The sequence below is a fragment of the Rhizobium phaseoli genome (genome assembly GCF_010668805.1).
Classification (GTDB): domain Bacteria; phylum Pseudomonadota; class Alphaproteobacteria; order Rhizobiales; family Rhizobiaceae; genus Rhizobium; species Rhizobium phaseoli_A.
Genome location: NZ_WUFT01000003.1, coordinates 273905 through 293323, shown reverse-complemented (window position 1 = coordinate 293323; position 19419 = coordinate 273905). Strand labels below are relative to the sequence as shown.

Sequence of the window (19419 nt, the reverse complement as noted above, 5' to 3'; positions counted from 1 at the left end):
CGAAAGCCTGAAATCGAACGCTGATGACATCGCCACAACCATCGGATTCGCGCCTTGCCGCGCTCCGCGCCGCTCTCTACCGGGGCATACCCGCCTTTCTCGCGGGCTGCGCCTTTTTGGCGGCGTGGGAACTCTATGTCGATCTTTCCGGCATCAAACCTTCCATCCTGCCGGCGCCTTCGCGCATCGTTTTCCAGGGCTGGCTGAACCGTGAGGCGCTGATATCAAACACCTGGCCGACGCTGGGGGCGACGCTCGGCGGTTTCGCACTGTCGCTTGCCTTTGCCTTCGCCGCTTCGATCCTGATGGATTTCGTGCCGTTCATGCGCAGGGCATTGCTGCCGATTTTCATCGCCAGCCAGACGCTGCCGCTGGTGGCGATCGCACCCCTTGTCGTCCTCTGGTTCGGTTTCGGCCTGTTGCCGAAGATCCTGCTGGTGGCGCTCGTCACCTTCTTTCCGCTGCTGGTCGCCCTGCTGCAGGGCTATCAATCGACCGACCGCGACATTGCCGAATTGCTGAACTCGATGAAGGCCAGCCGCTGGCGGATTTTCCGCCTGGCACGTCTTCCCTCCGCGCTGCCGTATTTTTTCGCCGGCCTCAGAATCTCGATCACCTATGCCGTCGTCGGCGCGATCTTTGCCGAATATGCCGGCGCAGCCCGCGGCCTCGGCATCTATATCCTAAACGCTAAGAATAATTTCCGCCCCGATCTCGTGCTTGCCGCCGTCGTCATCAGCGCCGTGCTCACCCTCTGCCTCTTCGGACTGACGCTGTTGATCGAGCGCCTTGTCATGCCCTGGCAACGGTCGCAGGAGCCGCGGCGATGAGCGATACGATGGTCGAACTGCGCAACATCTCGAAGTCGTTCGACGGCATGAAGGTGCTGGGCGATATTTCGCTCACGGTCGCCAACGGCGAGTTCGTTTCGATCGTCGGCCCATCCGGCTCCGGAAAATCGACGGTGCTCCGATTGCTGACGCAGGCGCTTCGCCCCGATTCCGGCTCCGTGCTTTTCAAGGGCGCGCCGCTGGAACAGGCGCCGCATTCCTTTGCCTTCATGCCGCAGCGCGATGCGCTGATGCCCTGGCGCCGGATCATCGACAATGCCGCACTTGGCCTTGAAGTGCGCGGCATGAGCCGCCGCGCGGCCCGCGCCACGGTGGCGCCGCTGTTTGAGCGCTTCGGCCTTGCCGGTTTTGAGCACCATTATCCATCCGAACTATCCGGCGGCATGCGCCAGCGCGCCGCCCTGCTGCGCACTGTCGTCCAGACCCAGGACATGCTGCTGCTCGACGAGCCGTTCGGCGCGCTCGACGCGCTGACGCGCACGCAGATCCAGGAATGGCTGCAGGGCATGTGGACCGAACACCGCTGGACGGCGCTGCTGATCACCCACGATGTCCGCGAGGCGGTGTTCCTCTCCGACCGGATCTACGTGCTTTCGGCCCGCCCGGCGCGTATCATCCGCGAATTCCACGTTCCCCTGCCCCGCCCGAGAAGCATTGCCGATCTCGGCTCGCCGGCGGCCCAGGCGATCGAAACCGAAATCCTGCAAACACTGCTTCATCCGCTGGAAAAGGATGATTTCAGGCCGGTCGGCCTGAAATCTGAATCCCGTTCTAATTTAAAGAGTTAGAGCATGATGTCATGAGAAAACCGCTCACACTTTTCGGCATCACGCTCTAGAGACCTGAGGAGGTCACCATGCTGCTTCTCACCCGTCGCCAGACGATCTTTGCCGCCATCGCCGCAAGCCTTGCCGGCCGCCCGGCCTTCGCCCAGTCGGCGCCCGCAAAGGTGCGCATGGCGCTCGATTGGACGCCCAACACCAACCATATCGGCATCTATGTCGCCAAGGCGAAGGGCTTCTACGAGGCCGCCGGTCTCGATGTCGAAATTCTTCCCTTCACCGACACCAGCGCCGGAACGCTGGTGTCGAACGGCGTCGCCGATTTCGGCATCAGCAGCGAGATCGAGGCCCTCATGCAGCGCGCCGCCGGCGGCGATGTGAAGATGGTCTACGGCGTCGTCCAGACCGAAACAGCACGCCTGATCTACAAGGGCGGACGCGACGACATCAAGAGCCCTAAGGATCTCGACGGCAAGACCTATGGCGGCTTCGGTGGAACCTGGGAGAGCGCTTTGATCTCCGCGATGATCCGTAACGATGGCGGCAAAGGCGAGGTCAAGACCGTTACGCTCGGCACCTCCGCCTACGAGGCGCTGGACAACGGCTCGATCGATTTCACGCTGGAGATCTACACCTGGGAAGGCATCGCCGCCGAGCTGGAAAAACGCAGGATCGGCCGCTTCCATTATGCCGATTATGGCGTACCCGACGAGCAGACGACGGTCATCGTCTCCAGCGACGCCTATCTCTCGGCAAGTCCGGAAAATGCCCGCGCTTTCATTCAGGCAACGCGAAAGGGTTATGCCTATTCCGTCGATCATCCCGACGAAGCTTGCGAACTGCTGATATCAGGAAGCAACGGCGCCCTGATGAACACGGACCTTGTGAAGGCTTCGCAGAAGGCATTGATCGACGGACACTTCCTGAAGTCCGAAGCCGGCGTGATCGGCACCCTCGACCCGGCAAAGGCCGATGCCATTGGTGGCTTCCTGGTCGAGAACGGCATCCTGGTCGACGCGAATGGCGCCGCACTCAAGGAGAAGCCGGACTTTTCCGCCTATTACACCAACGAACTGCTGGCCTGAGCCATTCCGGCCTTGCCCATCGCGGTTTTCCGCGGAAAAGCCCTTGGGCACTGCATGATTTCTTAAATCGGAATCGATATAAGAAAAAATTATGCAGTTATTCAAAGTGTTACAGAGCCGCGCGTCTGAAGGCGCGCGGCTCTGTAAGGCGAGGGACAAGATGCGCCAACAGGAGAGACTGGCCGGAGCGGACTTTCTGCGCGCGGCGGCCTGTCTGCTGGTGCTCGCCCACCATCTGGCGCTCCGGCTGGATATGCGCAGAATTCCCGACGAACTGGGACCCATCGCAAACATCCTGCGCTTCGGCAATTTCGGCGTTGCCATCTTCTTCGTGCTTAGCGGCTTTCTTCTTGCCCATCCCTTCTGGCGCGCGCTCGACGACGGCAGCACCATGCCCAGCCTCCGCCAATACACAATCCGCAGGGCGGCGCGCATCGCTCCGGGCTTCTGGGTGGCCGCAACCGTCAGCTTCACCCTCAGCCTGACGCTGCTTGCTCTGCCGCTGACGCCGGAGCTCGCCTTCCGCTACTTCTCCGGGCTGCTGTTCATGAGCCAGTGGCATTGGCGCACATTTTTTCCTGTCGAAGCCGACGGGCCGCTCTGGTCCATTCCCTTCGAGGTCACCAGCTATATCCTCCTGCCGCTCTGCTTCTTCCTGCTGTTTCGTTTGTCCATCCTGAGACAACGTCCCTTGCTTGCCCGCTTTGCCTGGCTCTGCGTCATCGCAACTGTACTCTTGGCCCATGTGCTGATCCTCACCGTCTTTCCGTTCGACGACATTGGACGCGGCTGGCAATACGGCCTCCAGGGCGGGGCAAAGGAGTGGATGCCGCGATATAATCCGATCGGCTTCTTCGCCGTCTTCGCGCTCGGCGCGCTTGCCGCCGGCGTCGAAGTCATGCTCTCAAGAAGGCCCTCCGCCTGGTTCGATGCCGCAGCGCTGCTGGCTCTTGCCGTTGCCGGCTACCGTCTCGTCATATCGCCCGGCGGCTCCGCCGAAGCTTACGGCTGGCTCGAGATTCCCTATGGTTTCCCGGTCTTCCCGCTGGCGATCGCAACGGCGCTCGTTTCGCTCTGTCATTCGCAACGCCTCGGCCGGCTGCTCGACAACGCCCCTGTCCGTTACGTCGCAAAGATCTCCTTCGGCATTTATATCTGGCAGGAAGTCATCCTGATTTCGATCCAGAGGCTCAACCCCGGCTCATTCGGGGCTTCATCAGAAAATGTCGTCACCGGCTGGCTGCTATCTTGTGGACTGGCGGCAGCACTCGTGCTTCTGGTCGCAAGCCTCAGTTACCACTTGCTGGAAAGGCCGGCGATCGATACCGGCAATCGCCTGACATCCCCCCAATCCAATCGGGCTACTCCTTTTAAAGTATAATTCGCCAGCAAGCTCAACTACTGGCATTAAATTTAAAAGGAAATACTCCCATTTTTGGCCTCATTCGGGTTAGCAATTTGTTATTTAGACCGATGACAAACGACAGAAGAGCATGTATTTGTCTCCCTTCAGTTCAGTATCGCATCTAAACTTGTGGACCTTGCGTTATGAATGCTTTTACTTCGAAGACGAATTCACGCTTCGATCCGTCTCAGCGTCAGGACAAAACCAAGACCCTGGTTATCGCCAACTCCAACATTCGCCAGCCGGATAGCTTTCCCCCTGTCAAAAGAAAGATGATCGTGAGGCTGGGCATGAAGCGGCTGTTCGATATCGCCGCCTCGCTCAGCGCCCTCATCGTGCTGGCGCCGTTTTTTCTGGCAATCGCTCTGTTCATCAAACTCGATGATGGCGGCCCGGTATTTTTCCGCCAGATCCGCTGGGGGCTGAACGGCCGGAAGATCACGGTCTTCAAGTTCCGCTCGATGCGGACCGACGCTTGTGATCCGAGCGGCATTCAGCAGACCGTCAAGGGCGACAGCCGGATGACAGCTATCGGCGCGGTGCTTCGCAGGACCAATATCGACGAGCTGCCGCAGCTTTTCAATGTCCTGTTGGGCGAGATGTCGCTGGTCGGTCCACGCTGCCATGCGGTCAATATGCGCGCAGCCGGCAGGCTCTATGAGGAGCTGGTGCCGGACTACCACCAACGCCACATCATGCGCCCCGGCATCACCGGCCTGGCGCAGACACGCGGCTGGCGCGGCCCGACGGCACGGCCGTTGCAAGCGCGCGCCCGTATCGCCTGCGATATCTACTATGTCAGGCATTTCAGCCTGCTGCTCGACGTGAAGATTCTCTTGCAGACGCTCGTCATCGAGCTACGTGGTGGCACCGGCTACTAAGACGATCCGGCATGTTGGCGAGGCGGCCATTAACGGCCGCGCCGTCTTCCTCTGAAGCCGCCGATGGATACTGTCTGCCCCATCCCTGGGAGATGAATCAACAAAAAAGGCGGCTGTTGCAGCCGCCTTTGATCGTTGCAGTCGATTGTAATCAATCCTGCTGGACGACGCCGCTCAGATGCGTCAGTTCCATGATGAAATGTTCGAGCTTCGACTTATGCTCGTGCAGCTCGGTATTCTCGAGTTCCGTGCGGGCGGCCTCGATGCGACGGGTCAGCTCGTCCTTGTGCAGTTCCTCAACCGGAACAGCGGATTCGGCAAGCAATGTGCAGCCGGTCGGCAGGATATCGGCAAAACCGCCGAATACGACGTAATCCTGCTTCTTGCCGGAAGCCGAACGCACGCTCACGACACCAGGCTTGACCGTCGTCATCGTCGGCGCATGGTGCGCCATAACCGTCATCTCGCCTTCGGTTGCCGGAATGACGACCTCAGTCACCATCTCCGACAGCAGCAGACGCTCCGGCGAAACGAGCTCAAAGTTGAAATTGTCAGCCATCAGTGACTTACCTTCTCGGCTATGGCTTTCGCATCTTGCAATAGGGTCCCGCAGAACGGGCAGTGCATTATCGCTTGGTCGAGATAACCGAGGCCTTCTTCGCTCTGAACCAGCCCCACCACCATCATCAGCACGCCATTATCTGCGCGATAGATAGTCGGCGCTGCCGGTTCCGGAAGATCCGCCACGACCCCCTTCAGGGAATCGCAGCAGAATATCTCGTCTAGCGCGTCGCTCATCAAGCAGCTGCGAGCTTCTTGGCCTTTTCGATCGCTTCTTCCATCGAGCCGACCATGTAGAAGGCAGCTTCCGGAAGGTGATCGTATTCACCGTTGACCAGGCCCTTGAAGCCCTTGATCGTGTCTTCGAGAGCGACCAGCTTGCCCGGCGAGCCGGTGAAGACTTCGGCGACGAAGAACGGCTGCGACAGGAAGCGCTCGATCTTGCGGGCGCGAGCAACAGCAATCTTGTCCTCTTCGGACAGTTCGTCCATGCCCAGGATGGCGATGATGTCCTGCAGGGCCTTGTAACGCTGCAGCGTCGACTGGACCTTACGGGCGACTTCGTAATGCTCTTCGCCGACGACCAGCGGGTCTAGCATGCGCGAGGTCGAGTCGAGCGGATCGACGGCCGGGTAAATGCCCTTTTCAGCGATCGAGCGCGACAGAACCGTCGTCGCGTCAAGATGCGCGAACGAGGTTGCCGGCGCCGGGTCGGTCAAGTCGTCGGCCGGAACGTAAATGGCCTGGACGGAGGTAATCGAGCCGGTTGTCGTCGTGGTGATGCGCTCCTGCATCTGGCCCATGTCGGTGGCAAGCGTCGGCTGATATCCAACGGCCGACGGGATGCGGCCGAGCAGAGCCGACACTTCGGAACCTGCCTGGGTGAAGCGGAAGATGTTGTCGACGAAGAACAGAACGTCCTGGCCCTGGTCGCGGAAGTGTTCGGCGACCGTCAGACCGGTCAGAGCGACGCGGGCGCGGGCGCCCGGCGGTTCGTTCATCTGGCCGTAAACCAGCGCGGCCTTCGAGCCTTCGCCGCCGCCATGCTTGTTGACGTTCGATTCGATCATTTCATGGTAAAGGTCGTTGCCTTCGCGGGTGCGTTCACCGACGCCCGCAAAAACCGAATAACCACCATGCGCCTTGGCGACGTTGTTGATCAGTTCCATGATCAAAACGGTCTTGCCGACGCCGGCGCCGCCGAAGAGGCCGATCTTGCCGCCGCGTGCGTAAGGGGCGAGAAGGTCGACGACCTTGATGCCGGTGACCAGGATCTGCGCTTCCGTCGACTGCTCGACATAGGACGGCGCATCCTGGTGGATGGCGCGCTTGTGCGCGGTGACCAGCGGGCCTGCTTCGTCGACCGGCTCACCGATGACGTTCATGATGCGGCCGAGCGTCTCGTTGCCGACCGGAACCATGATCGGAGCACCGGTGTCGCTGACGACCTGGCCGCGGACGAGACCTTCGCTTGAGTCCATCGCGATGGTACGGACTTCGTTTTCGCCAAGGTGCTGTGCAACTTCGAGAACCAGACGGACGCCGTTGTTGGTGGTTTCCAGCGCGTTCAGGATCTTCGGCAGTTCGCCTTCGAAAGCAACGTCGACGACGGCGCCGATAACCTGTGTGACTCTGCCGACAGAGCCGATCTTGGGGGTAGCTGCCTCAGCCATTTTCTGACCCTCTTTTCCTAGCCTCAGAGCGCTTCCGCGCCCGAAATGATTTCAATGAGTTCCTTGGTGATCTGCGCCTGACGCTGGCGGTTGTAGCTCAGCGTCAGTTTGTTGATCATCTCACCGGCGTTACGCGTCGCATTGTCCATAGCGCTCATCTTAGCGCCCATCTCGCCTGCGACATTCTCAAGGAGCGCGCGGAAGATCTGGACGGAGATGTTGCGCGGGATCAGATCCTCGAGGATCGATGCCGGATCCGGCTCATATTCGTAGACGGCGCCGGCATGCTCGGCATCTTCGTTCTGCGCCGCACCGGTCGAAGCCGGAATGAGCTGCTGCGCCGTCGGGATCTGACTGATCACCGACTTGAACTCGGAATAGAACAGCGTGCAAACGTCGAATTCGCCGGCCTCGTACATCTCGGTGATGCGCTTGCCGAGCTGATCCGCATTCTCGAACCCGATGCGCTTGACGTCGCGCAATTCCTTGCGCTCGATGATCAACGAAGCATATTCACGGCGAAGGATGTCGTATCCCTTCTTGCCGACGGTGAAGATCTTCACCGTCTTGCCCTCGGCAAGCAGCTTGCGCACATGGTCACGCGCAAAGCGCGCGATCTGCGAGTTGAAGCCGCCGCAAAGACCGCGTTCGGCCGTGCAGACAACCAGCAGATGAACCTGGTCCTTGCCGGTGCCGGTCATCAGCATCGGCGCGCCATCCGCATCGGTGACGGCCTTGGCGATGTTCGCCAGAACCGCACCCATGCGCTGCGAATAGGGCCGGGCGGCCTCGGCCGCCTCCTGCGCACGCCGAAGCTTCGCCGCGGCGACCATTTTCATCGCCTTGGTGATCTTCTGCGTCGCCTTGACGGAGGCGATCCGGTTTTTCAGATCCTTAAGTGAAGGCATCCGTGATCCGTCCTAACTTAGGGCCTGATTACGCGAAAGACTTTGCGAAGGTATCGAGAGCAGCGGTGAGCTTGCCCCTGGTATCGTCGCTGATTGCCTTTTCCGTGCGGATCGCGTCGAGGATGGCGGAGCCTTCCGAACGCAGATAGGAGAGGAAGCCCTGCTCGAACTTACCGACCGATGCGACCGGCAGCTTGTCGAGATAGCCATTGACGCCGGCAAAAATCACCGCGACCTGTTCTTCCGTCTTCAGCGGCGAGAACTGCGGCTGCTTCAGGAGTTCGGTCAGGCGTGCACCGCGGTTCAACAGGCGCTGCGTCGAAGCGTCGAGGTCCGAACCGAACTGGGCAAAGGCAGCCATTTCGCGATACTGGGCGAGTTCACCCTTGATCGAGCCGGCAACCTGCTTCATCGCCTTGATCTGGGCTGCGGAACCAACGCGGGAAACCGACAGACCGACGTTCACCGCCGGGCGGATACCCTGGTAGAACAGGTCTGTTTCAAGGAAGATCTGGCCGTCGGTGATCGAGATCACGTTGGTCGGAATGAAGGCCGACACGTCGTTGCCCTGCGTTTCGATGACCGGAAGAGCGGTCAGCGAACCGGCGCCCTGGTCGTCGTTCATCTTCGCAGCGCGCTCGAGCAGGCGCGAATGCAGGTAGAAAACGTCGCCCGGATAGGCTTCGCGGCCCGGCGGGCGGCGCAGCAGCAGCGACATCTGGCGGTAGGAAACGGCCTGCTTGGACAGGTCATCGTAACCGATCAGCGCATGCATGCCGTTGTCGCGGAAATATTCGCCCATGGCGCAGCCGGCAAACGGAGCCAGATACTGCATCGGAGCCGGATCGGAAGCGGTCGCCGCGACGATGATCGAATACTTCAGCGCGCCGCGCTCTTCGAGCACCTTGACGAACTGAGCGACGGTCGAGCGCTTCTGGCCGATGGCAACGTAGACGCAGTAAAGCTTCTCGCCTTCCGGGCCGTTCTCGTGAATGGCCTTCTGGTTGAGGAAGGCGTCGAGAAGGATCGCGGTCTTGCCGGTCTGACGGTCGCCGATAACCAGCTCGCGCTGGCCGCGGCCGACCGGGATCAGCGCATCGATGGCCTTGAGGCCGGTCGACATCGGCTCATGAACCGACTTGCGCGGAATGATGCCGGGAGCCTTGATGTCGACGCGCGAGCGGCGCGTCGCATTGATCGGGCCCTTGCCGTCGATCGGGTTGCCGAGCGCGTCGACGACGCGGCCGAGCAATTCCGGACCGACCGGAACGTCGACGATGGCGCCAGTCCGCTTGACGGTGTCGCCTTCTTTGATGTCACGGTCGGAGCCGAAGATGACGACGCCGACATTGTCGGATTCGAGGTTCAAAGCCATGCCGCGGATGCCGCCGGGGAACTCGACCATTTCACCTGCCTGGACATTGTCCAGACCGTAGACGCGGGCGATACCGTCACCGACGGAGAGAACCTGGCCGACTTCCGAGACTTCTGCCTCTTTGCCGAAATTTTTGATCTGGTCTTTGAGAATTGCGGAAATTTCCGCGGCGCGGATATCCATCAGCCAACCTCTTTCAATGCGAGCTTAAGAGTGGAGAGTTTGGTACGAAGAGACGTATCAATCTGGCGGGACCCGACCTTGACGATCAGACCACCAAGAATTGACGGATCAACCGTGACGGCAATCGTCACGTCTTTGCCGGTAACGCTCTTGAGTGCCACCTTCAATTCAGTTTCCTGCGCTTGCGAAAGCGCATGTGCCGAGGTGACCTCGGCGGAGATTTCACCGCGATGGTTCGCGGCGATGATGCGGAAGGCTCTGATCATGCCCGGCAGGGCAAACAGGCGGCGGTTGCGCGCCACGACCTTCAGGAAATTGGCGAAGAAACCGCTGATTCCGGCCTTCTCGCTGATGGCGGCAATCGCCTTCAGCTGGTCTTCGGCAGAGAAAACCGGGCTTGCGACGAAACGCTTCAGGTCGGCGCTCTCATCCAGCATCGCCTGGAAACGGTCAAGATCGGCGGTGACGCCGTCGACGGCGCCCTGCTCAAGCGCCAGATCGAAAAGCGATGAGGCATAGCGTTCGGCAACACCAGATGTAAGCTGGGACGTGTCTGCCACTGGCACAAATTTCCCTGATTTCAACCCAAAATCCGGCTCTCGGCGGGCGCCGAACCTATGATCTTGAATTCGTTTTGATTTCCCCCAGAAATCACAAGAGAAGCCTCTTGCTTCTTCCGAAATTCGGGGTCCGTCTAACATAGGATGTTCGGACTCGCAACACGCGTAATGCCCGAATACGCCTTTCACATGAATTTCTGTCCGCAAAATCGCGCAACGGCCTGAGAGCTGGCCAGGAAAGCCGGCCGCCGGCCGCGAGATTCACGTCTGGGTGAAGCCGAAAACATAGAGCAGCGGCAGCGCGGCCAAGACAATCTGCACAACCAGGAGTAAATAGTTGACGAGATTACTCCCCTTATCGGACAGGATGGAGATGATACGGGCAAAGGCCGCCATCGCAAAGGAGGCGCCGAGCGCCATGTAAACCCAGTCCTGGGCGAGCATGATCGCCGACAGGCCGAAGCCGAGATAGAAACCGCCCATCGAGCGTCCCTCGCCATATCCTTCCGGCCGCCCCTCCTGCGCCTGCAGGCCGAGAAGACGGAAAGTTGGGCCTGGCGCAAACATCATGATGAAGCCGGCGAGCGCCGTGAAAGCGGCGGAGCAGAACGCCAGCTGCTCGCCGAGTTCGGTCGGAAAATAGAATTCCATGCGTCGCCCCAAATCACCCGGAAGAATCAGTGTTTTATGACATGGGCCGGAAAAGGAGGAAATGGCGGCGTTATGATTTATAGGAAACTCTGCGGATCGATGTCGAGCTGCACCTGTACCGATCCGCGCTCCTTCGGCGATTGCGACAGCATCGCCCGCAAAAAACCCTGCATGTCCGAGTTGCGCCGGCCGTGCACCAGCAGGCGAAAGCGGTGGCGGCCGCGCACCAGCGCCAGCGGCGCTTCGGCGGGGCCAAGCACCGAAATGCCTGAAACCTGCGGCGCTGCGTTGCGCATGCCGCGCGCATGGTTTTCGGCATCGTGGCGGGTCTCGGCCGAAACGATGATCGAGGCAAGCCTGCCGAAGGGCGGCAATATCGCGCGTTCGCGTTCGGTGATCTCGCGCTCATAGAAGGCGTCGGAATCACCTGAGACGATCGCCTGCATGACGGGGTGTTGCGGCTGATAAGTCTGCAGCAGCCCATGGCTCTTGAGGCCGGTGCGCCCGGCCCGGCCGGTCACCTGCGACAAAAGCTGAAAGGTGCGCTCGGCGGCGCGCGGGTCGCCATTGGCCAGGCCGAGATCGGCATCGATAATGCCGACCAGCGTCATCAGCGGAAAATTATGGCCCTTGGCGACGAGCTGGGTGCCGATGACGATATCGGCCTCCCCCTTGGCGATCGCCTCCAGCTCCAGCCGCAGCCGCTTTACCCCGCCCATGATATCCGAGGAGAGAACGATCGTTCGTGCCTGCGGGAAATGCCGTTCCACCTCCTCGGCAATGCGCTCGACGCCTGGCCCGCAGGCGACGAGATGGTCGAGCGTGCCGCATTCCGGGCACGCCTCCGGTGTGCGTTCGGCATGGCCGCATTGATGGCATTGCAGCTGCTTGCGGAAGCGATGCTCGACCAGCCAGCTCGAACATTGCGGGCATTGGAAGCGATGGCCGCAGACCCGGCAGAGCGTCAGCGGCGCATAACCGCGCCGATTGAGAAAGAGCAGCGCCTGCTCGCGTTTCTCCACCGTCTTGCCGATCGCCCGGATCAGCACCGGCGACAGGAAGCCGCCGCGTTCCGGCGCGTGCCGGCGCATGTCGACCAGATGCAGGTCCGGCAGCGCCGCATCGCCGAAACGCGTCGGCAGGTGAACGGTGCTGTAACGTCCGCTCTGCCCGTTGACCTGGCTTTCGACCGACGGCGTCGCCGACACCAGAATGACCGGAAAATCGCCGATGCGGCCGCGCACCACGGCCATATCACGGGCATTATAGAAGACGCGGTCCTCCTGTTTGTAGGCAGGATCGTGCTCCTCGTCGACGATGATCAGGCCGAGATCCTCGAACGGCAGGAACAGCGCCGAGCGGGCGCCGGCGACGACGCGGACCTCGCCGGTCACCGCCTGGCGCCAGACCTTTTCGCGCATGCGAGGTGCGAGATCGGAATGCCATTCGGCCGGTTTCGCCCCGAAGCGATCCTGAAAACGCTCCATGAAACTTGCCGTCAACGCGATCTCCGGCAGCAGGATCAGCACCTGTTTGCCGCGTTTCAGCGTCTCGGCAATCGCCTCGAAATAGACCTCGGTCTTGCCGGAGCCGGTCACCCCGTCGATCAGCGACACCGAGAACTCGCCCTTGCGGACGTCGGAAACGATCTCTTCGGCCGCCGCCTTCTGCGGCCCTTCGAGGCGTGCGGCGGCAAAATCCGGGTCCGGCATCGCCACCACCGGCGGCGGCGGCAGGAATATCGTCTCAAAAATGCCAAGCCTGATCAGCCCGTCGACGACGCTGGTCGACACACCCGCCGCATGCGCAAGGCCGCTGCGGGTCCAGGACAAGCAGTCGGAGGCCGTATCGAGCACCCGGGCGCGCGCGGGCGTCATCCGCTCCGGTTCGCCGCCGACGAGTTTCAGCCCCTCCACCATCGGCTCCGGCTCGAAGGCATTTGGCGCCCTGAGCGCCATGCGGGCGACGAGGCCAGGCGGCGAGAGCGTATAGGTAGCGACCCAATCGACGAATTCCCGCATCTCCCGGGAAAGCGGCGGGCAGTCGAAGACATGGCTGATCGGCCGGAGCTTCTTCGGATCGACCCCATCCTCGCCGCCGTCCCAGACGACGCCGATGACTTTCCGCGGCCCGAGCGGCACCTGCACGACCGAGCCGGGCTCGACCGCCATGCCATCCGGCACCGAATAGGAATAGGGTTTTGGCGCCGGCATCGGCACCAGCACGGGAACCGTTCGGTTCGCGGGCGGTGCCTCGAAAAGCGCGCCAAAAAGATCGGACGAATCTGTGCTCATCGGGCGGACCATGCCCGCAAATCGATGCAATTGGAACCGTAAAGACGGGACGCACATCGGGCGCGGAATCCGGCGCAGGAAGATTCCGCGAGATCGCCCATCCCATACGAACAGGTTGCCGGGCGAGCGATTGGCCGCATACATTGCCGAAAGATTTTTGTTCGAAATGCCGAAGCGCTGTTCTTCGGCCGCTGAATTGGAGAGCACCAATGGCCAGACTGACCGAAGATGCCAAGGGCGTCTACGTGATCGCCGTAACCCCGTTCACCGATGACGGCGCGCTCGATCTCGCCAGTATCGACAGCATGGTCGATTTCTACGAGGGCGCCGGCGTCACCGGCCTGACGCTGCTTGGGCAACTCGGCGAGGCCCCGAAGCTGACCGCCGAGGAATCGCGGACCGTCGTCGAGCGTGTGCTGAAGCGCCTCGACGGACGTCTGCCGGTGGTCGTCGGCGTGTCGGCGCCGGGGCTTGCGCCGATGCGCGAACTTGCCGAAACCGTCATGGGCGAGGGTACTGCCGGCGTCATGGTCGCGCCGCCCTGGACCGTCAAGACCGACGACCAGGCTTTCGCCTTCTACCAATCAGTCGGCGAAGCCTTGGGCGAGACACCCTTCGTGCTGCAGGATTATCCGCTCACCACCAATGTGACGATTGCGCCCAAGGTTATCGAGCGCATCGTCAACGAGGTGCAAAATTGCGTCATGCTCAAACATGAGGATTGGCCGGGCCTTGCAAAAATCACCGCGCTTCGCACTGCCAGCGACAAGGGCACCATGCGGCGCATCTCCATCCTTTGCGGCAATGGCGGGCTTTTCCTGCCCGAAGAGATGGGCCGGGGCGCCGATGGCGCCATGACCGGCTTTTGTTATCCTGAGATGATGGTCGGCGTCGTCGCGGCCCATGCAGCCGGAAATCCCGATCGCGCCCACGCGATCTTCGACGCCTATCTGCCGCTTGCCCGCTACGAACAGCAGCAGGGCATCGGGCTTGCCTCCCGCAAATACGTTCTTGCCAAGCGCGGCGTCATCAAATCCGCCACCCTGCGCAAGCCGGGCGCCAAGCTTTCGGCGCTCGATATTGCCGATGTCGAGCGGCTGCTGGCGCGTCAGGCCATTCGTCTCAAAGAGATCGGGGCCTGAAGCTTAAAACGTGGAGAGCGAGCCTGAAACAGCCCGACCAGAGGGAATGCGGGCAATTTCGAGACAAAGTGTATCGCCGTCCGGCGCGTGAGGTCGAAACCCGAGAGCCTCCCAGAATTTGGCTGCGCCGGGATTGCCCGGATGAACGGTGACGACACTGCAGAAATCCCGCGTATGATTGAGCAGCGCCAGAGCCAGCAGCCGGCCGATGCCGTGCCGGCGCATCTCGGGACTGACGTAGAAGCGCCGCATCCGCAATGCTTGGGATAGGGCGGGTTCGACGGTCACACCCCCGATGCCGGCGAGCGCCTCCCCGACATAGGCGCCGAGCAGAATTTCGCCATGACGCTCGAACCTGAGGTCGCCGGCCGACCATTCGTCGATAAGGCGGGTGATATGGAAATGGCCCTCCCGCCGGGCCTCGCTTTCGAGGTCGGCGATCTCCCGCGGCAATCGATCGCGGATCACGCGGATGTCGGCCAACATGGCAAAACCTATTTAGACCGCAGGAACGGCAAGCTCGCGTGGCATCGCCGCAGCTGGAAGGCTGACCGGCACGAAAGTCGCGTCGCCATTGGCTGCCATGTCGTGCACCGTATGTTTCTCCAGCGCCTTGGTCACGTCGTTGAGGTCGCCGTCCAGATGTTCGGCCGGAATGAGGTTTCCGATGACGAAATCGAAGCGGTCGCCGCGTTTGTTCAACAATTCGTGGAACACCGTCATGTCGCGGAGCTCGGTCGACCACTTCGCCAGCCAGTAGAACAGGCCGGAATTGCGCGCCGTCATATGGACGGGAAGGATCGGCAGATTGTATTTGCGCGCCAGCCCGACCGCCGACGTCTTCCATGGGCGTTCGTTCAGCCGGCCGTTCGCCCAATAAGCGATGCGGCCTGAGGGAAAGAGCACGGTCGCCTTGCCTTCCCTGACCGCATGGTTGGTCAATTGCAGCGTCTCGCGCGCCTTGAGCTTGCTCTTGTGTTCCTCCCGCCATTCAACGGGGATGATCATCTCGGCAAACCGCGGATTGACACGGATCGCATCGCGATTGGCGAAGAACATCATATCCGGCCGGCGCGTCTTCAGAAGATCGAATACGGCGACACCATCGGCGATTCCTGTGGGATGGTTGCTGACCAGAATGAAGCCGCCGGTATCGGGAATGCGTTCGCCGTTGGTGATGCCGATATCGAGTTTCAGCACGTCGCTCAGATATTCGAACGACTGGAAACCCGGCATCTTGGCGACGGCATTGGCGAATTCGATCGCCTTGTTGTAGCGCAGCAACGTATAGAGAAACGGCCGCATGACCGGCCAGAGCGGATTTTTCACGATCCTCTGGCCGCGTTCGGCGATCAGCGTATCGACGATATGACCGGGCTTTCCCTGTGAAACGAGAGCGATCGCTTCCGCGAGCTGTCCGAAAGCCGTCATGGAATCGCGCCGTGCCATGAAAGATCCTGTCTATGGGTATAAAGCTATCGCAGTAGAATATGATCTAGGGATGACAAAGGTTTGGCCGGCATTAGCAATTCCATAACCGTTCCTGCTCCAAATTGGCGGACTTGAAGGCAAATTCAAGGCCAGCGATGTGAATGAACTGCTTGTTATCGCCGATCCACGCCTGATGGCGGAACGGGCCGCGTGGCTTGAAAATCTCGCCGGCGAGCGCCGTCTTTCCGAGCACACGCTCGATGCCTATGAGCGCGACACCCGCCAGTTCCTGACCTTCCTGACCGGCCACCTCGCCGGCCCAGCGACGCTTGGCGATATCAGGGAATTGCGCCCTGCCGATTTCCGCGCCTTTCTCGCAGCCAGGCGCAAGCAGGGCTCCGGCGCCCGCTCGCTCGGCCGCAATCTCGCCGGCCTTCGTTCGCTGCTGCGCCACCTGGAAAAGAAAGGCCTGGTCAATGCCGCCGGCGCCGGCGCGATACGCTCGCCGAAACAGCCGAAATCGTTGCCCAAGCCGCTATCGGACACGCAGGCGATCACCGTCGTCAGCAACGAAGCCCAGCTCCATGACGAACCCTGGATCGCCGCCCGCGATGCGGCCGTCATGACGCTGCTCTACGGCTGCGGCCTGCGCATCTCCGAAGCGCTGGGTCTCGTTCCCTCAGACCTGCAAAAGGGCGCCACGGCGCTGCGCATCACCGGCAAGGGCAACAAGACGCGGCTGGTGCCACTGCTGTCGGTGGTTTTCGACTCCGTCGAGAAATACCGCACGCTCTGCCCCTATCACCTCGAACCCGGCGAGCCGCTTTTTCGCGGCGCCCGCGGCGGCAAGCTGCAGCCGGCGATCATCCAGCGCGCCATGCAGAAGCTGCGCAGTGCCTTCGGCCTGCCGGAGACCGCGACACCCCATGCGTTGCGCCACTCCTTCGCCACCCACCTGCTTGCCGGCGGCGGCGACCTGCGCACCATCCAGGAACTGCTTGGCCACGCCAGCCTTTCGACAACGCAGGTCTATACCGGCGTCGATGCGTCGCGGCTGCTCGAGGTGTATGATCGGGCGCACCCGCGCGCTTTGACCCTTTTCTGGTCAGATTGAACATTCTGCCGGAGCAAGAAAGACCCTAAGCTTTCGTTAACGCATTCTCTTAAAGGAATATGCGCAAGCCGGGCGTAGAGCATGAAGCCACTAGGCATGTGACCGGAACAATCATCATGACGACATCGATCGGCCGCCGGACTTTTCTCGCAGCACCCGGCAATCTGCTGCTCTGGCTGATTGCGGCCTTTCACATGCTGCTTCTTGCAGCCCTGTTTGTGGCCTTCCTGGCCGCAAGGTCGGCTGCCGCCGAGGACAGCACCTGCACGGGCCGCAACCTGATGGTCGAGCTGCAGCAGAACGACCCGGCCCGCTATGCCGAGGCACTGAAGGAAGCCGATGCAACGCCGAACGGCAAGGGCATCTTCTGGAAGATCGAAAAGCCCGGACTTGCACCCTCATGGCTGCTCGGCAGCATGCACGTCACCGACCCGCGTGTGCTGGCCCTGCCGCCACGCGCCCAGGCAGCCCACGACGCGGCCAATACGATCATCATCGAATCCGACGAAATCCTCGACGAGCGCAAGGCGACCGCCGCCCTGCTCGCAAAGCCGGAGTTGACGATGTTCACCGACGGCACGACGATCGACAAGCTGCTCTCCCCCGAAGACTACAAGCGCCTCGAGGCCGGCTTGAAGCAGCGCGGCATTCCGCTCAGTGCGGTTTCCCGCATGCGGCCCTGGATGATTTCCAGCGCGGTCGCCCTGCCGGCCTGCGAGATCGCCCGCAAGTCCAAAGGCGTACAATTTCTCGACCAGAAGATCGCCACCGACGCCGTTGCTCAGGGAAAGCAGGTCAAGGGGCTGGAAACCCTTGGTGAACAGATCCAGGCCATGGCCGACCTGCCGATCGAATTCCATCTGAAATCGCTGATCGAGACGCTGGAGCTCGGCGACAAAATGAGCGATGTCGTCGAGACGATGACCGACCTCTATCTCTCCGGCGATATCGGCCTGACCATGCCGATGCTGAAGACCGTGACGCCGCAGACGGAAGGCGAAGATAACGACTACGCCGCCTTCGAACAGCGCGTCATCCTCGACCGCAACAAGGTGATGGCCGAGCGCGCCGCCCCCATTCTCGACAGTGGCAACGTCTTCATGGCGGTCGGCGCCCTGCACCTGCCCGGCAAGGCCGGCGTCATCGAACTGCTGCGCCAGCAGGGTTTTACGGTGACGGCGGTGAACTGAACCGACCAGGCGCTCAGCCGAGCGTCATCCGCCGCAGCACATTGGTTTTCCAATAGAACTGATGGACGAGCGCGCCGGCGACATGCGCCGCGATCAGCGCCCAGAGAATGATCTTCAGGATATCCGCGTGGAACGACCCAGCGGGATTGATGCCGAAATAGTAAGCGGCGATGCCCGTAAGCGGCATGGCGAAGATCAGAATGTACAGACCGGCATGGGCAAGCTTCGCCGCAAGACGGAAGATCGCCGGCTCCTCCGCCACCTCGGCCGGCACGCCTTTGGTAAAACGCAGCCCGAGCCGGACGACCGCAAGCAACAGGATGGCGATGCCGACATAGGCATGGATATTCGCCGACGCAACCTGCTCCGGCGTCGGCACTTCGCCTCTACGCATCAGCCGATGCCAGACATTCATGCCGTCGGGAAACAGCAGATTGAAGAAGATCAGCAGCGCGATCGCCCAATGCAGGAAACGTTGGTTGAGACTGTAAGCCATGGTGGACGGCTGCTGCATTTTCTCGACCTTCGTCAAATGTGTATCTCTGCGATTTACAACACTAGACTAAGGGTAATCCATGGCTAAGTTCCCAAGTGGTTTGTTTTGCGCCACTCTTCGTACTCTCCGCGGGCGTCGTCATGCAGCGGATAGTAGCGCTGCAACGACCCGCCTTCCATAAGCTTCACTCGCGAGAACTCCTCCCAATCGTGATGCTTTTGCGATTCTTCGATGACCTTGGCGGCCATCGCGACTGGAAGCATCACCACCCCATCATCGTCGGCGACGATAATGTCCCCGGGGATGACCGTGACACCGCCGCAGGCAATCGGAACGTTGACGGCGTTGGGATAGATGCCGGTCTGCACATGATAGTTGGGCGTCCAGCCGCGCAGCCATAGAGGGAGATCCAGCTTTTCGACATTGGGCCGATCGCGCATGCACCCATCGATCACGATGCCGGCGCCGCCTTTGCCTTTGAAATAGGTCGACATCATATCGCCGAAGACGCCCGAGCTCATGTCGCCGCGCGCGTCGACTACGACCACATCGCCCTCCTGCACCTGATAAAGCACATGGCGGTGCAACTGCGTCTCCGGATCTGCATATTCTCCCTCGGTGAAAAGGTCCGGCCGCTGCGGCATGAATTGCAGCGTCAGGGCCGGCCCGACGATCGACTTCCCGCGATTCTGCGGCACGGGACCGACCATATGCGGATTGCGGAAGCCCATGTGGCCAAGCGTGCCGGCAACCGTCGCGGCGCCGATTTCCTTCAGGGCGTCGATCAGCTCTTTGGGCGGTCGCGGAATGTCATGCTTATCAGTCATTTTAGGCTCC

20 protein-coding genes are annotated in these 19419 nt (G+C 61.2%); 8 read left to right on the top strand and 12 right to left on the bottom strand.

The genetic code is table 11. The features are described 5' to 3' along the window. The first annotated feature begins 23 nt into the window (after window positions 1-23). The 5 genes from GR197_RS06520 (at window position 24) to GR197_RS06500 (ending at window position 5004) form a co-directional block, all read left to right on the top strand. Window positions 24-830: an ABC transporter permease gene (locus tag GR197_RS06520; protein WP_164007743.1), complete on the top strand. Its 807-nt coding sequence runs from the start codon at window positions 24-26 to the stop codon at window positions 828-830. Next, window positions 827-1639 carry an ABC transporter ATP-binding protein gene (locus tag GR197_RS06515; RefSeq protein WP_164007741.1) on the top strand — a complete coding sequence of 271 codons (813 nt, stop codon included), beginning with the start codon at window positions 827-829 and terminating at the stop codon, window positions 1637-1639. Before GR197_RS06520 ends, GR197_RS06515 begins: the two co-directional genes overlap by 4 nt. A 68-nt stretch (window positions 1640-1707) precedes the next feature. Continuing rightward, window positions 1708-2718, top strand: coding sequence for an ABC transporter substrate-binding protein (locus GR197_RS06510; protein ID WP_164007739.1), 1011 nt, complete (start codon window positions 1708-1710; stop codon window positions 2716-2718). Between the two features lie 160 nt (window positions 2719-2878). After that, entirely contained in the window at window positions 2879-4099 is a 1221-nt protein-coding gene (locus GR197_RS06505) for an acyltransferase family protein (RefSeq protein WP_164007737.1), read from the top strand. A 167-nt stretch (window positions 4100-4266) separates the two neighbouring features. Further along, the gene (locus GR197_RS06500; protein WP_164007735.1) at window positions 4267-5004 is read left to right on the top strand and encodes a sugar transferase; all 738 of its coding nucleotides are present in this window, start codon (window positions 4267-4269) and stop codon (window positions 5002-5004) included. Window positions 5005-5155: 151 nt separating this feature from the next. Here GR197_RS06500 and GR197_RS06495 read toward each other — a convergent pair whose 3' ends face one another. The 8 genes from GR197_RS06495 to GR197_RS06460 form a co-directional block, all read right to left on the bottom strand. After that, window positions 5156-5563, bottom strand: coding sequence for a F0F1 ATP synthase subunit epsilon (locus GR197_RS06495; RefSeq protein WP_007632587.1), 408 nt, complete (start codon window positions 5561-5563; stop codon window positions 5156-5158). After that, entirely contained in the window at window positions 5563-5802 is a 240-nt protein-coding gene (locus tag GR197_RS06490) for a hypothetical protein (RefSeq protein WP_164007734.1), read from the bottom strand. Before GR197_RS06490 ends, GR197_RS06495 begins: the two co-directional genes overlap by 1 nt. Further along, window positions 5802-7238 (bottom strand): F0F1 ATP synthase subunit beta, encoded by a 1437-nt coding sequence (gene atpD, locus GR197_RS06485; protein WP_164007732.1) that lies wholly within the window; start codon window positions 7236-7238, stop codon window positions 5802-5804. The genes GR197_RS06490 and atpD overlap by 1 nt, the downstream gene beginning before the upstream one ends. A 23-nt stretch (window positions 7239-7261) precedes the next feature. Further along, window positions 7262-8146 (bottom strand): F0F1 ATP synthase subunit gamma, encoded by an 885-nt coding sequence (locus tag GR197_RS06480; RefSeq protein ID WP_164007730.1) that lies wholly within the window; start codon window positions 8144-8146, stop codon window positions 7262-7264. Window positions 8147-8174: 28 nt separating this feature from the next. Continuing rightward, the gene (gene atpA, locus GR197_RS06475; RefSeq protein ID WP_164007728.1) at window positions 8175-9704 is read right to left on the bottom strand and encodes a F0F1 ATP synthase subunit alpha; all 1530 of its coding nucleotides are present in this window, start codon (window positions 9702-9704) and stop codon (window positions 8175-8177) included. Beyond that, a complete protein-coding gene (locus tag GR197_RS06470; RefSeq protein WP_348643248.1) occupies window positions 9704-10270 on the bottom strand; it encodes a F0F1 ATP synthase subunit delta in 567 nt (188 codons plus the stop codon). Before GR197_RS06470 ends, atpA begins: the two co-directional genes overlap by 1 nt. Window positions 10271-10525: 255 nt before the next feature. After that, complete coding sequence (locus tag GR197_RS06465; protein WP_164007726.1) at window positions 10526-10915, bottom strand: DUF4345 family protein; 390 nt, start codon at window positions 10913-10915, stop codon at window positions 10526-10528. Window positions 10916-10992: 77 nt separating this feature from the next. Next, the gene (locus GR197_RS06460) at window positions 10993-13209 is read right to left on the bottom strand and encodes a primosomal protein N' (protein WP_164007724.1); all 2217 of its coding nucleotides are present in this window, start codon (window positions 13207-13209) and stop codon (window positions 10993-10995) included. A gap of 209 nt (window positions 13210-13418) precedes the next feature. Between GR197_RS06460 and GR197_RS06455 the strand changes: the two genes are divergently transcribed. Continuing rightward, complete coding sequence (locus GR197_RS06455) at window positions 13419-14351, top strand: dihydrodipicolinate synthase family protein (RefSeq protein ID WP_164007720.1); 933 nt, start codon at window positions 13419-13421, stop codon at window positions 14349-14351. A 3-nt stretch (window positions 14352-14354) separates the two neighbouring features. On the opposite strand, the gene GR197_RS06450 is transcribed toward GR197_RS06455, so the two are convergent. Both GR197_RS06450 and GR197_RS06445 read right to left on the bottom strand, forming a co-directional pair. Then, window positions 14355-14837: a GNAT family N-acetyltransferase gene (locus tag GR197_RS06450; RefSeq protein ID WP_164007718.1), complete on the bottom strand. Its 483-nt coding sequence runs from the start codon at window positions 14835-14837 to the stop codon at window positions 14355-14357. 12 nt (window positions 14838-14849) lie between these two features. Next, complete coding sequence (locus tag GR197_RS06445; RefSeq protein ID WP_164007717.1) at window positions 14850-15800, bottom strand: GNAT family N-acetyltransferase; 951 nt, start codon at window positions 15798-15800, stop codon at window positions 14850-14852. Window positions 15801-15939: 139 nt separating this feature from the next. Between GR197_RS06445 and GR197_RS06440 the strand changes: the two genes are divergently transcribed. Together GR197_RS06440 and GR197_RS06435 are read left to right on the top strand one after the other, a co-directional pair. Continuing rightward, window positions 15940-16896, top strand: coding sequence for a tyrosine-type recombinase/integrase (locus GR197_RS06440; protein WP_164007716.1), 957 nt, complete (start codon window positions 15940-15942; stop codon window positions 16894-16896). Window positions 16897-17012: 116 nt separating this feature from the next. After that, the gene (locus GR197_RS06435) at window positions 17013-18086 is read left to right on the top strand and encodes a TraB/GumN family protein (RefSeq protein ID WP_164007713.1); all 1074 of its coding nucleotides are present in this window, start codon (window positions 17013-17015) and stop codon (window positions 18084-18086) included. A gap of 13 nt (window positions 18087-18099) precedes the next feature. Here the strand turns inward: GR197_RS06435 and GR197_RS06430 are convergent, their stop codons facing one another. Together GR197_RS06430 and GR197_RS06425 are read right to left on the bottom strand one after the other, a co-directional pair. Next, window positions 18100-18600, bottom strand: coding sequence for a cytochrome b (locus GR197_RS06430; protein WP_164007976.1), 501 nt, complete (start codon window positions 18598-18600; stop codon window positions 18100-18102). A 65-nt stretch (window positions 18601-18665) separates the two neighbouring features. Then, window positions 18666-19409, bottom strand: a complete 744-nt coding sequence (locus GR197_RS06425) for a ribonuclease activity regulator RraA (protein ID WP_164007712.1) — start codon at window positions 19407-19409, stop codon at window positions 18666-18668. Window positions 19410-19419: the final 10 nt, after the last annotated feature.